11 protein-coding genes, 1 tRNA gene and 1 pseudogene are annotated in these 14,766 nt (G+C 63.6%); 9 read left to right on the forward strand and 4 right to left on the reverse strand.

The genetic code is table 11. The features are described 5' to 3' along the window. Window positions 1–343 precede the first annotated feature (343 nt). From H7995_RS20960 to H7995_RS20975, 4 genes are all read left to right on the forward strand, one after another. Window positions 344–2,086: an amidohydrolase gene (locus H7995_RS20960; RefSeq protein WP_166589004.1), complete on the forward strand. Its 1,743-nt coding sequence runs from the start codon at window positions 344–346 to the stop codon at window positions 2,084–2,086. A 115-nt stretch (window positions 2,087–2,201) separates the two neighbouring features. After that, on the forward strand, window positions 2,202–2,942 hold the full coding sequence (locus H7995_RS20965) for a TorF family putative porin (RefSeq protein WP_182340956.1): 741 nt from the start codon (window positions 2,202–2,204) through the stop codon (window positions 2,940–2,942). Between the two features lie 53 nt (window positions 2,943–2,995). Continuing rightward, on the forward strand, window positions 2,996–4,405 hold the full coding sequence (locus H7995_RS20970; protein ID WP_166589002.1) for a purine-cytosine permease family protein: 1,410 nt from the start codon (window positions 2,996–2,998) through the stop codon (window positions 4,403–4,405). Between the two features lie 71 nt (window positions 4,406–4,476). Then, the gene (locus H7995_RS20975) at window positions 4,477–4,929 is read left to right on the forward strand and encodes a YMGG-like glycine zipper-containing protein (protein ID WP_166589001.1); all 453 of its coding nucleotides are present in this window, start codon (window positions 4,477–4,479) and stop codon (window positions 4,927–4,929) included. A gap of 389 nt (window positions 4,930–5,318) precedes the next feature. On the opposite strand, the gene H7995_RS20980 is transcribed toward H7995_RS20975, so the two are convergent. From H7995_RS20980 to H7995_RS20995, 4 genes are all read right to left on the reverse strand, one after another. Beyond that, complete coding sequence (locus tag H7995_RS20980) at window positions 5,319–6,884, reverse strand: amino acid permease (protein WP_185818798.1); 1,566 nt, start codon at window positions 6,882–6,884, stop codon at window positions 5,319–5,321. A 146-nt stretch (window positions 6,885–7,030) separates the two neighbouring features. Then, entirely contained in the window at window positions 7,031–8,191 is a 1,161-nt protein-coding gene (locus tag H7995_RS20985) for an iron-containing alcohol dehydrogenase (protein WP_166588999.1), read from the reverse strand. 3 nt (window positions 8,192–8,194) lie between these two features. Further along, on the reverse strand, window positions 8,195–9,586 hold the full coding sequence (locus H7995_RS20990) for an aldehyde dehydrogenase family protein (RefSeq protein WP_185818799.1): 1,392 nt from the start codon (window positions 9,584–9,586) through the stop codon (window positions 8,195–8,197). Between the two features lie 7 nt (window positions 9,587–9,593). Further along, complete coding sequence (locus tag H7995_RS20995; RefSeq protein ID WP_185818800.1) at window positions 9,594–10,967, reverse strand: glutamine synthetase family protein; 1,374 nt, start codon at window positions 10,965–10,967, stop codon at window positions 9,594–9,596. A gap of 354 nt (window positions 10,968–11,321) precedes the next feature. On the opposite strand from H7995_RS20995, the gene H7995_RS21000 reads away from it, so the two are divergent. The 5 genes and pseudogenes from H7995_RS21000 to H7995_RS21020 all read left to right on the forward strand — a co-directional run bounded on the left by H7995_RS21000 (window position 11,322) and on the right by H7995_RS21020 (window position 14,706). Continuing rightward, window positions 11,322–11,396, forward strand: a tRNA-Gln gene (locus tag H7995_RS21000). Between the two features lie 135 nt (window positions 11,397–11,531). Further along, window positions 11,532–11,912: a RidA family protein gene (locus H7995_RS21005; RefSeq protein WP_166588996.1), complete on the forward strand. Its 381-nt coding sequence runs from the start codon at window positions 11,532–11,534 to the stop codon at window positions 11,910–11,912. A gap of 121 nt (window positions 11,913–12,033) precedes the next feature. Further along, window positions 12,034–14,037, forward strand: a complete 2,004-nt coding sequence (locus H7995_RS21010) for a peptidase U32 family protein (protein ID WP_182340941.1) — start codon at window positions 12,034–12,036, stop codon at window positions 14,035–14,037. A 153-nt stretch (window positions 14,038–14,190) separates the two neighbouring features. After that, window positions 14,191–14,433: a CopG family ribbon-helix-helix protein gene (locus H7995_RS21015; RefSeq protein WP_166589165.1), complete on the forward strand. Its 243-nt coding sequence runs from the start codon at window positions 14,191–14,193 to the stop codon at window positions 14,431–14,433. Continuing rightward, a pseudogene (locus H7995_RS21020) lies at window positions 14,423–14,706 on the forward strand (type II toxin-antitoxin system RelE/ParE family toxin). The gene H7995_RS21015 and the pseudogene H7995_RS21020 overlap by 11 nt, the downstream one beginning before the upstream one ends. The last annotated feature ends 60 nt before the right edge of the window (window positions 14,707–14,766 follow it).

Here is a 14,766-nt window from a genome sequence, read left to right on the forward strand (position 1 = left end):
GCGCGTGGCGGCGGCCCACGGATTCAAGCCGGAGTGAGGGAACACCGAGCCTAAGCGAGGTGCCAAGTGGTGGGGCAAGAGCCTTTTGCTTACTTTTGGGGGGCAGTTCACGTCAGGCGGAACCATAGGAGGCCGTTACCGAAGAAATGGATATGTACTCGATCTAATCCAACATCCTGGTCGCACCACAGTTGTGTAGATACCTATGCCTATCGCGAGCAAGCCCGCTCCCACGGGTTGGGTCTGGGGTTGTCCTGCGTACCCCCCCTCATTTGTAGAGGTCCGTTCTGCGCTGGTGTTCTATAGGGTGATGCCAGCCCGATAACAACAAGAGAGCGTCCCGATGCAACGATTGATTCCCAACCTGTTGGCCGCTGCGCTGGCCCTGACGGCGGTACCGGCGATGGCCGCGGCTGACCTGGTGCTGTTCAACGGCAAGGTGTTCACCGCAGAGCCCGGCCAGGCGCTGGCGCAGGCAGTGGCGGTGCAAGATGGCAAGATCCTGCAAGTGGGCAGCGACGCCGAGATCCAGGCCCTGGCCGACGCCAATACCCAACGCATCGACCTGGCGGGCAAGGTGCTGATGCCGGGGCTGATCGACACCCACAGCCACCCGGTGGTAGCGGCCTTCGACAGCATGGGTGCCAACCTGCAGGACGAGGTCAAGCCGCTGGCGGAGCTGGAACAATGGATCATCGAGCAGGACCAGGCCGGGCGTGCCCGGGCCGGCGACGTGATCAGCATTGCCGGGACCAGTTCGGCCTACTGGGACAAAGCCCGCGAAATGGGCCAGCGTTTCAATCAGGGTCGCTGGGCCGATCAGCCGCTGGTGTTCAGCGGTATCGACGGCCATACCGGCTGGGCCAACAACGCCATGCTCAAGCGCCTGAAGATCGATGCCGCGCTGGTCAAAGGCCTGTCGGAGCAGGACCGTAGTTTTGTCGGGCATGAGGCGGACTTCACCCCCAACGGCTATTTCGCCGAATCGCGCTGGGACAAAATCCGCAACGAAATCCCTGCACCGAGCCAGGAGACCATGCTCAAGGCCGCCCGCGAGGCGGTCAAAATCAACAACCAGTATGGCGTCACTGCCTGGATGGACGCCGCGGCGAATGCGGGGAGCGACGATTCGCTGTTCGACTTCAAGGCAACGGCCGACAGTACCGGGGTCCTGCCGTTGTACCGCGCGCTGGCTGAAAAGGGCGAACTCAGTGCCCACGTCGCGGCCTTGATGCTGACCAATCCGAAGAGCCGTCCCCAGGACCTGGAAGTCCTGGCCACGGTGATGAAACAGTTCGAGGGTGTACCCAACCTGACGTTCCCCGGGATCAAGGTGTTTGCCGATGGCATTCTCGAGTTTCCCGGGCAGACGGCGGCCGTCATCGTGCCCTTCAAGAACAGCCATAAAAATGGCCAGTTGCTGATCGACCCGGAGCATTTCGGTGAACTGGTGGTGGCGGCGGAAAAGCGCGGCTGGATCCTGCACATGCATGCGGTCGGTGACCGTGCGGTGCGTGAAGCCCTGAATGGCGTGGCCTACGCGCGCAAACTCAGCCCGACGCCGGTGCCCCATAGCATCGCGCACCTGCAACTGGTCAACCCCAAGGAGTTCCCGCGCTTCAAGCAACTGGGGGTGATCGCCTCGATGCAACTGCTGTGGGCCACTGGCGAGTCGTACACGGTGGAACTGGTCAAGCCTTACATCAGTGCGTTTGCCTACGGTTACCAGTATCCCGCCCGCTCGCTGCATAACGCCGGCGCGGTGATTGCCGGTGGCAGTGACTGGCCGGTGTCCAGCCCCAATCCGTTCAACGCCATCGCCCAGGCCAGTACCCGAAAAGGCCCGCTGGGGGTGTTGAATGCCAAGGAGAGCCTCGATCGCCAGAGCATGTTCTACGCCTATACCCTCAACGCCGCCAAGACTCTGCGTCTGGAGCAACAGATCGGCTCGCTGGCGCCGGGCAAGCAGGCCGACCTGATCATTCTCGACCGCGATGTGTTCAAGGTCTCTGACGACGAGTTGTTCGACACCCGGGTCCTGAAGACCTTTTTCGCCGGCAAGCAGGTCTACGCCCCCGCGTCCTGACCCGCGTCATCCCTCCACCCAGCGATCCCGCAAACCGCCGGGCGCCTTGCAGCACAAGGCGCCGGCAACGCCGTGCCTGCAATAACCCGCACACTCATAACAACAAGGGTTTTCCATGAACGCACTCTCACGCTTTGCCCTGGCCAGCCTGGTCCTGTTGCCCATCACCAGCCAGGCGTTGCCCCTCAACGATGACTTCAGCCTGGACATGAGCCTGACCGCTGTCAGCGACTACCGCAGCCGTGGTATCTCCCAGACCCTTGGCGACCCGGCGCTGCAGTTCGGCGCCACGCTGCAGCACAGCAGCGGCCTGTACCTGGGCGCCTGGACCTCGAATGTGGACTTTGGTTATGACTACAAGACCCGCCAGGAAGTGGAGTACTACGCCGGTTACTTCTGGCAGGCCAGCGATGCCATCAGCCTGGACCTGGGCTACGTCAAGTACGACTACCCGAAGGAGGGCCAATTCAACCTCAGTGAGGTCTACGCCATCCTTGACCTGTATGGGGTCAAGGTGGGGGCCTATTACTCCAACGACACGCCCAATGTGTTTGGCGAAGACCAGGACACCCTGTATGCCTACCTGGGCTACACCCTGGTGTTGCCGGCCGAGCTGAGCCTGGACCTGCGCCTGGGGCGCAACGACACCAAGGATGAAGCCTTCCTGGCCACCAACGGCAACGGGCGCTCGGCCTACAACGAATGGGAGGCCAAGCTCAGTCGGGAGTTCGTCGGCGTGACCTGGGGCCTGAGCTATGTCGACACCAACCTGAAAAAAAGCGAGTGTGCCAGTTGGTATGGCTATGACGACCTGTGCACGGCCACCGTCGTGGTCAGTGCCAGCAAGGCGTTCTGAGTCGACGCCGCAATAACAACAACAGTGTCCGTTCCTTCAAGGAAAAGCCGTTCATGACCCAGGTCATCGAGAGTTCCAAGCGCAATCCACTGATCGAGATCCGCTCGATCGACTACATCCCCGAATCCGAACGCCATGGCAGCCTCTACAGCCAGTTCACCCTGTGGCTGGGGGCTAACCTGCAGATTACCGCGATTGTCACCGGGGCCCTGGCGGTGGTGCTGGGTGGCGACGTCTTCTGGTCGCTGATCGGCCTGTTGCTCGGCCAGGTGCTGGGCGGGGCGGTGGTCGCCCTGCATGCGGCGCAAGGGCCGAAGCTGGGCCTGCCGCAGATGATCTCCAGCCGGGTGCAGTTCGGGGTCTATGGCGCGGCCATCCCGATTGTCCTGGTGTGCCTGATGTACCTGGGGTTCAGCGCCACGGGCGCGGTGCTGTCGGGGCAGGCGATTGCCCAGTTGATCCATGTGAGCGACAGCGCCGGGATCCTGATCTTTGCCGCGTGCATCGCCTTTCTGACGATCCTCGGCTATCGGGTGATCCACCTGGTGGGCAAGGTGGCGAGTGTGCTGGGGATCATTGCCTTTGTGTACCTGTTCACCCGGCTGCTGACCCTCAATGACATCGGCCTGCTCCTGGAGAACCGCCACTTTGCCTGGGGCACTTTTCTGTTGGCGGTGTCGCTGTCGGCCTCCTGGCAGATCGCCTTTGGTCCCTACGTGGCGGACTATTCGCGCTACCTGCCGAGCAACACCTCGTCCTGGAAAACCTTCACCGCCGTCGGCCTGGGAACCGTGCTCGGCGCCCAGGCGTCGATGGTCCTGGGGGTGTTCGCCGTGGCGTTGGCGGGGGCCGGTTTTCGTGGGCACGAGGTGGCGACCATCGTCGGCCTGGGCAGTACCGGCGTGATCGCCTCCTTGCTGTATTTGAGCGTGGTGCTCGGCAAGGTCACCGTCTCGACCCTCAACGCCTACGGCAGCTTCATGTGCGTGGCCACCATCATCAGTGGTTTTCGCAGTGGCCTGCAGCTGACGGCCCGGCACCGCATGGTGTTCGTGCTGTTGATTGTCGCGGCGTCCACCACGCTGGCGCTGCTGGGGCAGTACTCGTTCCTCAACGCGTTCAAGTATTTCATCCTGTTCCTGCTGACCTTCTTCACCCCCTGGAGCGCGATCAACCTGGTGGATTACTACTTCATCAACAAGGAGCGCTACGACATCCCGGCCCTGTCCGACCCCGCAGGCCGCTACGGGCGCTGGAACGTGCTGGGCATCAGCGTCTACGTGATTGGCGTGTTGATCCAGTTGCCGTTTGTCGACACTCACTTCTATTCCGGGCCGATGGTCGCGCAGTTGGGTGGGGTGGACATTTCCTGGATCGTCGGGCTGCTGGTGCCGGGCATCCTTTACTACCTGCTGGCCAGGTCGACGGCCCTGGCGGTAGTGCCGCAGCGGCCGGTGGTTTAGGAGAGTAACCGTGGGTGATCTACACTGGATTGACTGCACCGAGCCGGTGCAACGGCCTGTGGGAGTTCATCATGAGAAGGTTGTCATCCATTAGCCTGTGCGCTGCCTTGTCGATTGCCTGCACCCAGGGATGGGCGGAAACGGTGGTGCCGACAAAAGGCCAAAGCGCGCAGCAAACCCAGCTCGATATCAGTGAATGCCATAACGTGGCGGCCAGCCAGAGCGCGAGCACCAACTCGACGTCCGGGGGGCGCCTGCGCGGCGCCGCCGTGGGGGCCGCGGCCGGTGCGACGGGGGCCGCGGTGCGCGGCAATCAGCACGACGAGATCTACGACCGGGTCGACGACGATGTGAAGCAGGACTATCGTCAAGACCGCGCCAAGCAGACCGCAGCGGCGGGCGTGGTAGTGGGGGGCTCGCGGCAACGGCAGGAGCGCCGGGAGCAGGAAAAGACCAGCGCTTCGACCAGTTCCACCGCCTATACCAGTTGCCTGCAGGGCAAGGGGTATCAGGTCACGCCTTGATGGTTGTCATCGCGCATTCACCTACATCCTTGGGGGTTCATGAAGCCCCCGAGGATGTCACTCATCCCCCTGTCGGGTGGTCAGCGGCCAGGAGACAGGCCCACCAAAAAAGCGCTTGCCCCAGGCGTTCGGCCCCTCGCTACGGTATCCATCCGGGGGCATCGCCTCCGGTTTGCTTCGCTGCACCTTCGCTCAGCCTGCCGGCCGGCCTGCTTGTCCTGGCTGGATAATTTCTTTGGGATGTCATTGTGGGTGTGCGCGAGATCTGTTGGCAGGCAAAAACACTCTGGGAGCGAGCTTGCTCGCGATGAGGCCGGCCCATTCAACATCGATGGCGCCTGACACACCGCCATCGCGAGCAGACTCGCTCCCACGGTGACTTGCCCGGCTTAACTTCCCGTTGTTTTGTTCAGCGCCGCTTCGGCCTCAGCGATTTGCGCCTGGCGTTTGCTGATCATGTCGCCGATCGGTGGGCCCTGGAAGCGTCGGGCTTCGAAGCCGAACCAGACGATGGCGGTGAGGATCAGGAAGCCGATGGTGATGTACAGCGCCCAATCGTTCGGTGGCTGGATGCCGATGATGAAGATCACCGCCATCGAGATGATCGACGCAATGGCAAACAGCGAGTACCAGCCCCGTCCCATGTTCCAGGGGCCCATGGTCGGCCACTTCGCGGTGCCGTAGGTAATCAGGCCGAGCACGATCGGGATGATGAAGGAGAAGAACAGGAAGATCACCGTGCAGGAGACCACGATGGTGTAGACCGGGGTGGCGCCGATCGAGATCACCGACGAGCCCCAGTCGAACAGCACCGCCAGGGTGGCGCCGGTCCAGATCGCGGCGACCGGGCTGCGAAAGGTCGGCGAGACAGCGGCCAGGGTTCTCGAGAAGGGCAGGCCGCCATCCCGGGAGAAGGCGAAGATCATGCGTGACACCGAGGTCACGGTGGCCAGTCCGCAGAGCACCTGGGAAATGAAAATCGCCACGTACAGCGCGAGTTTGACGTTGGGATTGACCTGGGTGTCCATGGCCCAGAAAAACACGTTCCAGCCCTGTTTCGCCGCTTCGTCCAGGCTCGGCAACAGCAGCACGAACGAGCACAACATGACCCAGCCGAACAACAACGACCAGACCACTGACATCACCATGCCCCGGGGCACCGACATGGCCGCGTTGCGGGTCTCTTCGGAGGTGTGCGCGGAGGCGTCGTAGCCGGTGATGGTGTAGATCGGCAAGAGCAGGCCGAGCATGAAGATCCAGGTATTCGACACTTCAGGCCAGACGCTGCCGCCGGCCGCCCCGGAATAGTTGCCGAAGGTCCACAGCCGGGCGAACTCATAGCTGGGCGCCGAGACCAGGCAAACGATCGTCAGCGCCAGGGCCGTGGTGAAGATCAGGTAGCCGGAAAAGTCAGTGAGCCGTGCCGTCAGGCCAATGCCCAGGTGGTTGCACAGGGCCTGGAGGCCGGTGAGGAGCGCCAGGAAAATCACCCTGACCGTGGTGGTGTCCTCCATGCCGAGCGCCGGTCCGAAGGCGCCGAAAAAGAAGTAGTAGGTGCCGACGTTGATGGCGCCGAGCACGGTCACCAGCCCCAGTAGATTGAACCAGGCGGTCAGCCAGCCGGTGAAGCGGTTGCCCAGGATCGAGCCCCAGTGATACAGCCCGCCTGCGGTGGGGTAGGCCGAGGAAATCTGCGCCATGGCCAGGGCGAACACCCCGGAGATCAGGCAGCCAATCGGCCAGCCGATGCCAATCGCCGCACCGCCCGCCCCCGAGGTGCCCTGGGCCAGGGAGTTGATGCCGCCGGAGAGGATGCAGATGATCGAAAAGGAAATCGCGAAGTTAGAGAACACCCCCATTCGTCGCGAGAGCTGCTGGGCGTAGCCCATGTTGTGCAGCATCTTGACGTCGTCGTCATGGGGGGTGCTGGTGTCGGACTGGCTGGCGGGTTTCATGTCGGTGCCCCTTCAGGTTTTGATACGCGTCCACCCGCGCTGACAGCACCGGATGGCATGGCTTTCAACCCCTTGTCGTACTGCTCCTGTGACTGCTGGGTAAACCCTGTCCCGGCCCGCGCTCGGGCCAGGGCCAGGTGATTGCTCTAGAGGCGGCCGTGGTAGGCCGCGGCGAATATCTGCGCCGCACCCTCGCGGGTCAGGGGCAGCGGATTGCCCCCCGCGCAGGGGTCGACCACGGCCATGTCGGCGATCAGGTCGGCCTGGCGATCGTCCACCCCCAGTTCGACCAGGGTATGGGGCACATCGATGTCCTTGCGCAACTTGAGGACGAACGCCAGGAAGCTGTCGAACCCGGGGGAGGGCAGGCCCAGGTAGGCGGCCAGGCGGGTGATGCGTTCCTCGATGGCCGGGCGGTTGAACGCCAGGACATAGGGCATGAACGTGGCGTTGGTCATGCCGTGGTGGGTGTCGTACAGCGCTCCCACCGGGTGCGACAGCGCGTGCATGCCGCCCAGGCCTTTCTGGAAGGCGGTGGCGCCCATGGCGGCGGCCGCGAGCATGTTGGCCCGCGCTTCGAGGTCCGCCGGGGTGCGCACAGCGCGGACCAGGGCCCCGGCCACCAGGCGCATGCCTTCTACCGCAATGCCGTCGGCCATGGGGTGGAAGCCAGGGGCGCAGTAGGCTTCCAGGCAGTGGGCAAACGCATCCATGCCGGTACCGGCGGTGACCTTGGCCGGCATGCCGACACTCAGGGCCGGGTCGCTGATGACCACCCGTGGCATCATTTTCGGGTGGAAAATGATGCGCTTGGTGTGGCTGCGTTCATCGATGATCACCGCCGCCCGGCCGACTTCCGAACCGGTCCCGGCGGTGGTGGGCACGGCAATGATCGGGGCGATGCGGCTGGCGTCGGCGCGGGTCCAGTAGTCGCCGATGTCTTCGAAATCCCAGACCGGCCGGCTCTGGCCACTCATGAAGGCGATGAGCTTGCCCATGTCCAGGCCACTGCCGCCGCCGAAGGCGATCACCCCATCGTGCTGGCCGGTGCGCCAGGCCTGCAACCCACCGGCCAGATTGGCTTCCACCGGGTTGGGCTTGAGGTCGCTGAACAGCGCCACGCCGAGGCCCGCCGCGCGCAAGGCGTCGAGCGCTGCGAGCGTAATCGGCGCCCGGGCCAGGCCGCTGTCGGTGACCAGCAATGGGCGCTGGATGCCCTGGCTGCGGCAGACGTCGGCCAGCTCGGCGATGCGCCCGACACCGAAGCGTACGCTGGTGGGGTAGTTCCAGTTTCCCGTCAGGCTCATGGTTCAGATCTCGTGGCGCAGATGAAAGGATTTGGCGCGGGTCAGGTGCTCATAGCCCAGGCTCGACAGGGTGACGCCGCGCCCGCTGTCTTTGACCCCGGTCCAGGCCAGGGCCGGGTCCAGGTAATCGCAGCGGTTCATGAACAGGGTGCCGGTGTCGATCGCGTGGCCCAGTTGTTCGGCAGCGGCCAGGTCCTGGGTCCAGATCGAGGCGCTGAGGCCGAACGGGCTGTCGTTGATCAGGGCGATGGCCTCGTCGTCGCTGCAGACCGGCATGATGCCGACCACCGGGCCAAAACTTTCGTCGCGCATCACCGCCATCCGATGGCTGACGTCCACCAGGACCTGGGGCGCGAGGTAAGCGCTGCCTGGCACGTCGGCGGGGAAATCCTCGGGGTTGATCAAGGCCCGGCCACCCTGGGCCAGGGCCTGGGCGATTTGCCCGCGGACAAAATCCGCGGCCTGTGGCGTGACCATCGGGCCCAGCGTGGTGGCGGGGTCCAGCGGGTTGCCCAGCACGTACTGGCGGGTCAGGGCGACAAACCGTTCGACAAAGGCGGGGTAGAGGCTGGCAGCGACATAGATGCGCTCGACGGCGCAGCAGCTTTGCCCGGAGTTGAAGAAGCTGCCGTCCACCAGGTTCTCCACCGCGTGGTCGAGGTTGGCGTCCGCGCGCACGTAGGCCGGGTCCTTGCCGCCGAGCTCCAGGCCGACGCCGATGAAGGTATCGACGGCCGCCCGCTGCATGTCCTTGCCGCCGCCCACGGAACCGGTGAAGTTGACCCGTTGCACCCGGCCGCCAGCGATCATCTGCGCGGTATCCAGGTGGCTGAGCAGCAGGTTGTGGAACAGCCCTTCGGGCAGATTGGCGCGGCGAAAGGCCTGGGCAAAACGCTCGCCCACCAGCAGGGTTTGCGAGGCGTGCTTGAGGATCACGCTGTTGCCCGCCATCAGCGCCGGAATAATGCTGTTTACGGCGGTGAGGTAGGGGTAGTTCCAGGGCGCGACCACCAGCACCACACCCAGTGGCTCGCGACTGATCCAGCGGCGAAACCCGGCGATCGGTTCAGGCTCGACCGCCGCCAATGCCTGCGGCGCCAGCGCGATCATGTGCCGGGCCCGTTCGGCAAAGCCGCGCAGCTCACCCGCGCCAAAACGTACCGGGCGGCCCATCTGCCAGGCCAGCTCCGGGACGATCTCGGCCTGCATCGCCAGCATCGCGTCGACGGCGGCGCTGCACAGCGCCGCACGTTCATCCAGCGGGCGGCGCTTCCACAGTGCCTGGGCGCTGGCGGCGCTGGCCAGGGCCTGTTCGATCTGCCCGGCATCGGCGCGCTGGCGCTCGGCATAGACCCGGCCATCGACCGGGGAAATCAGCTGGATAGTGGAAGTCATGGCGGTCTCAATAGCGCTCGAAGCCGCGCTGCAGTTCCCAGTCGGTGACCCGTCGGTCGTACTCTTTCTGCTCCCATTCGGCGGTGTGCACGTAATGGTCGATCACGTCGTCACCAAACGCTTCGCGCAACATGCCCGAGCCCTTGAGTGCGGCGCAGGCCTCGCGCAGGGTCTTGGAGACTTCCGGCAAATGGCTGTCGACATAGGCATCGCCCTCGAAGGGCGGGGCCAGTTCGAGCTGCTCGTCGATCCCGGCCAGGCCCGCGGCAATCAGGGCGGCGAAGGCCAGGTAGGGGTTGAGGTCGGCCCCGCCGATCCGGCATTCGATGCGGATCGATTTGCTGCCCTCGGCGCACAGGCGAAAGCCGGCGGTGCGATTGTCCAGGCTCCAGACGGCTCGCGTGGGTGCAAAGGTACCGGCCTGGAAGCGCTTATAGGAGTTGATGTAGGGCGCGAGAAAACAGGTGATGTCGTTGGCGTACTTGAGCTGCCCGGCCACCCAGGCACGCATCAGTTTTGACATGCCGAACTCGGCCTTGGCCTCGAAGAACAGCGGCTTCTTGCCGTTCTTGTCCCACAGCGAATTGTGGATGTGGCTGCTGGAGCCCGCGGCGTCGTAGCGCCACTTGGCCATGAAGGTGATCGCCTTGCCCTGCAGTTGGGCGATCTCCTTGCAGGCGTGCTTGATGATGACGTGGTGGTCGGCCATGGTCAGGGCATCGGCGTAGCGGATGTTGATCTCTTCCTGCCCTGGCCCCCATTCGCCCTTGGAGTTTTCCACGGGGATACCCGAGGCCTGCAGGTGTTTGCGGATCGCCCGCAGCACCGGCTCCTCGCGGGTGGTCTGCAGGATGTTGTAGTCCTCGATGTAGTGCCCGGCGGTTTTCGGCTGGTGGTAGTTGCGCTGGTGGATGGCCTCGTAGCTCTCGTCGAACAGGTAGAACTCCAGTTCCGAGGCGAACATGCCGGTGTAGCCGCGCTGGCACAGGCGTTCGACCTGTTTCTTGAGGATTGCCCGCGGGCTGTGGGGCAGGTCCTGGCGGTGGTGATGGTCGAGCACGTCGCACAGCACCAGGGCCGTGCATTCCAGCCACGGCACGCGGCGCAGGGTGCTCATGTCGGGCTTGAGCACAAAGTCGCCGTAGCCTTTGCTCCAGCTGGCGGCCGCGTACCCGGGCACCGGCTCCATGTCGATGTCGTCGGCCAGCAGGTAATTGCAGCAGTGGGTTTCTTCGTGGCCGCTGTCGATGAAGAACTCGACCTGGAAGCGCTTGCCCACCAGACGGCCCTGCATGTCGACCATGCACACCAGCACGGTATCGATTTCGCCATTGGCAGCGGCGCGCTTGAGTGCTTCGAAGCTTAAGAGAGGCTCGGTCATCACGACAAATCCTGCAGCAAGGAGGTGGGCAGTCTGACTAGCCGTTGCAGACGCTCTCCAGAAAACCCCAAACCTGCAGCATGAGCATCGTGTGCAATGAGCTGCTCAAAGCTTAGCTGACTGTCGCCAAGTGCAAGTCTGGCCGAGCAAAAGCGGGAGAAAACTGCCCCGCAGGGCCGGTAACCGCCATGACTTATGAGCAAGTAGCTGTTTTCAAACAAATTTGTTAAAAAAAAGCTTCCCAGACTCGAACAAACTTGGTAAATTTCCGCGCATTCTTGCACTGGCCATTACACGGTCATCGTGGTGCAAGGGTTCAGCAAGTGAGTGCCCAGCACTCGTCGCTACATCTACAGGGGCGTCGCCAAGCGGTAAGGCAGCAGGTTTTGATCCTGCCATGCGTTGGTTCGAATCCAGCCGCCCCTGCCATTTTCCAAAGCAATCTGTCTCGTAAAATCTGCTGCGCCGGCCTGGGCCGTGACGCGGTTTTTTCCGTGCCTGGGATTTTTTTCCAGCGGGGGCGGTAGACTGCGGGACTTTTATCCCCTCATGCAGGAGCACCCCATGGCTAATCAAGACCTGACCTTCATTCCCGATCCGGACGCCGATTCGATCTCTTCCGACGTTGCCGGTTTCGCTGGCCTGCTGGTCTCGACCCAGATTCCTACCCGCGCCGACGGCAGCCTGGAGCTGGGCGATATCGTGGCGCAGAGCGAGTGCACCTTGCAGGCGCTGAAAGTCGCACTGGAGAAGGCCGGCAGTTCCATGGACCGGGTGCTGCACCTGACCATCTACCTCACCGACATGGCCGACCGCGCCGCGTTCAACCAGGTCTACCAGCGCTTCTTCGCCAAGCCATGGCCGGTCCGCGCCGCCGTGGGCGTGGCCGCCCTGGCCGTTGAAGGCATGCGCGTGGAAGTCACCGCGATGGCCGCCAAGGCCTGAGTCGGCGGGTTCGGACGGCGGCCTTGCCCAGGCAATGGCCGCCACCGGGCAGCGCACGGGTGCCGCCCAGGTGATTCGCCGCTACAATGCGCACCTACCGTGACAAGTCGACTAAAAAAATATGTCCCTGCCTAAACATCATCTGGAATTACTCAGCCCCGCCCGCGATGTCGCCATTGCCCGCGAGGCCATTCTGCATGGCGCCGACGCCGTGTACATCGGTGGCCCAAGCTTTGGTGCGCGGCACAACGCCTGCAACGAAGTGAGCGAAATCGCAGGCCTGGTGGAATTTGCCCGGCGCTACCATGCCCGGGTGTTCACCACCATCAACACCATCCTGCACGACAACGAGCTGGAGCCGGCCCGCAAGCTGATCCATCAGCTCTACGACGCCGGCGTCGACGCGCTGATCGTCCAGGACCTGGGGGTGATGGAGCTGGATATCCCGCCGATCGAGCTGCACGCCAGCACCCAGACCGACATCCGCACCCTGGCCCGGGCGAAGTTCCTCGACCAGGCAGGTTTCTCCCAACTGGTGCTGGCGCGCGAGCTGAACCTGCAAGAGATCCGCGCGATTGCCGACGAGACTGACGCGGCGATCGAGTTCTTCATCCATGGCGCCTTGTGCGTGGCCTTTTCCGGCCAGTGCAACATCTCCCATGCGCAGAACGGTCGCAGCGCCAACCGGGGCGACTGCTCCCAGGCCTGCCGCCTGCCGTACACCCTCAAGGACGACCAGGGTCGTGTGGTCGCCTTCGAGAAGCATTTGCTGTCGATGAAGGACAACAACCAGAGCGCCAACATCCGCGCCCTGGTGGAAGCCGGCGTGCGCTCGTTCAAGATCGAGGGGCGCTACAAGGACATGGGCTACGTGAAGAACATCACGGCCTACTACCGCCAGCGCCTGGATGATGTGCTCGAAGACCGCCCGGACCTGGCCCGCGCCTCCAGCGGCCGCACCGCGCACTTCTTCCTGCCGGACCCGGAAAAGACCTTCCACCGTGGCAGCACCGACTACTTCGTCAGCGACCGCAAGATCGACATTGGCGCCTTCGACACGCCGACCTTTACCGGCCTGCCGGTGGGCATCGTCGAAAAAGTCGGCAAGCGCGACTTGCAGGTGGTCACCCAGGAGCCGCTGTCCAACGGCGACGGCCTCAACGTGCTGATCAAGCGCGAAGTGGTGGGCTTTCGCGCCAACATCGCCGAGGCCAAGGGCGAGTTCGAGGAGGACGGCGAGAAGCGCTACCGCTACCGCGTCGAGCCCAACGAGATGCCTGCGGACTTGTACAAGGTCCGGCCAAATCACCCGCTGAACCGCAACCTGGACCACAACTGGCAGCAAGCCCTGCTCAAGACCTCCGCCGAGCGCCGGGTGGGTGTTGACTGGAACGTGCACCTGCGTGAGGAACGCCTGGAACTGACGGCCACCAGCGAGGAGGGCATCAGTGCCAGCGTCGCCCTCGAAGGCCCGTTCGGCGTCGCCAACAAACCTGAGCAGGCCCTGGAGCAACTGCGCGACCTGCTCGGTCAACTGGGCACCACCCAGTACCACGCGGCAGCGATCAAGCTGGATGCGCCCCAGGCCTACTTCATCCCCAACTCCCAGCTCAAGGCGGCGCGCCGCGACGTCATCGACGCCCTGACCGCCGCCCGGGTCAACGCCCACCCCAGGGGTGGACGCAAGGCCGAGACGAGCCCGCCGCCGGTGTACCCGGAGTCCCACCTGTCGTTCCTGGCCAACGTCTACAACCAGAAAGCCCGGGACTTCTATCATCGCCATGGGGTCAAGCTGATCGACGCGGCCTTCGAGGCCCACGAGGAGACCGGCGAGGTGCCGGTGATGATCACCAAGCATTGCCTGCGGTTCTCCTTCAACCTGTGCCCGAAACAGGCCAAGGGCGTCACCGGCGTGCGCACCAAGGTCGCGCCGATGCAACTGATCCACGGCGACGAAGTGCTGACCCTGAAGTTCGATTGCAAACCCTGCGAGATGCACGTGGTCGGCAAGATCAAGGGCCACATCCTCGACCTGCCGCAGCCGGGTAGCGGTGTACAGCAGCAGGTGGTCGGGCACATCAGCCCGGCGGACCTGCTCAAGACCATCGTCCGCGCCCCGCACTGAGTGCCGAGCGAACGTGATGCCAAGGCGTCACGTTCGCCCGTCAGGCAAAGAGGGAGCAGATTCACTTCGAGATACACCTCTCGGCGGTCTGCGGCTTCAAGCCAGCAGTTGACGGTGTAAGATGCCCAACAAATGTCCACCATCGAGGCTGCCATGACCGGGATATCCCTGATCCTGCCGGAAGACCTATCAAACTCCCTCGCCGATCTGGCCAAGACCAACGGGCAAAGCGCGAGCTATCTGGCTATGGACGTTCTTCGCGATTACATCGCGCATGAGCGCGCGCTGACTGCACAGATCGAATTGGCGGTAAAAGAAGCAGACGAGGGCAAATTTGCCACCGATGACCAGGTAGCAGCGATGCGCGCTCGCCGCTGGAGCAACAGTGCGGGTTGAGTGGCTGGAAAGAGCCCTCAAGAACGTGGAAGACGAAGCTAGCTACATTGCCCTTGAAAATCCCAAGGCTGCCAACGACTTTTCCGATGCTGTCTTCGCCAGCGTCGACAAACTGGCCCGGCTTCCAGCCATGGGCCGTAAAGGCCGGGTCAGAAACACACGTGAATGGGCGGTGCCCAACTGGTCCTATCTGATCCCTATCGAATACGCGGTGATCGCCTTCAAGTTCTTGGCGTGTTCCACACACGGCAGCGCCCACGTTCCAAGTGGTGACGTCGGTGAGATCTGAGCCGTCCTGTCGCTTCGTTGTCGCTACTGCGAAGGGCTACCTGT

The sequence above is a fragment of the Pseudomonas kielensis genome, assembly GCF_014236655.1.
Taxonomy (GTDB): Bacteria; Pseudomonadota; Gammaproteobacteria; order Pseudomonadales; family Pseudomonadaceae; genus Aquipseudomonas; species Aquipseudomonas kielensis.

Bases quoted from the DNA above. Each gene is read 5' to 3' on its own strand.
- H7995_RS20980 (WP_185818798.1), bottom strand. From the start codon at position 6,884: ATGAAACCCGCCAGCCAGTCCGACACCAGCACCCCCCATGACGACGAC.
- H7995_RS20965 (WP_182340956.1), top strand. From the start codon at position 2,202: ATGAACGCACTCTCACGCTTTGCCCTGGCCAGCCTGGTCCTGTTGCCC.
- H7995_RS20995 (WP_185818800.1), bottom strand. From the start codon at position 10,967: ATGACCGAGCCTCTCTTAAGCTTCGAAGCACTCAAGCGCGCCGCTGCC.
- H7995_RS20970 (WP_166589002.1), top strand. From the start codon at position 2,996: ATGACCCAGGTCATCGAGAGTTCCAAGCGCAATCCACTGATCGAGATC.
- H7995_RS20960 (WP_166589004.1), top strand. From the start codon at position 344: ATGCAACGATTGATTCCCAACCTGTTGGCCGCTGCGCTGGCCCTGACG.
- H7995_RS21005 (WP_166588996.1), top strand. From the start codon at position 11,532: ATGGCTAATCAAGACCTGACCTTCATTCCCGATCCGGACGCCGATTCG.
- H7995_RS20990 (WP_185818799.1), bottom strand. From the start codon at position 9,586: ATGACTTCCACTATCCAGCTGATTTCCCCGGTCGATGGCCGGGTCTAT.
- H7995_RS21015 (WP_166589165.1), top strand. From the start codon at position 14,191: ATGACCGGGATATCCCTGATCCTGCCGGAAGACCTATCAAACTCCCTC.
- H7995_RS20985 (WP_166588999.1), bottom strand. From the start codon at position 8,191: ATGAGCCTGACGGGAAACTGGAACTACCCCACCAGCGTACGCTTCGGT.
- H7995_RS20975 (WP_166589001.1), top strand. From the start codon at position 4,477: ATGAGAAGGTTGTCATCCATTAGCCTGTGCGCTGCCTTGTCGATTGCC.
- H7995_RS21010 (WP_182340941.1), top strand. From the start codon at position 12,034: ATGTCCCTGCCTAAACATCATCTGGAATTACTCAGCCCCGCCCGCGAT.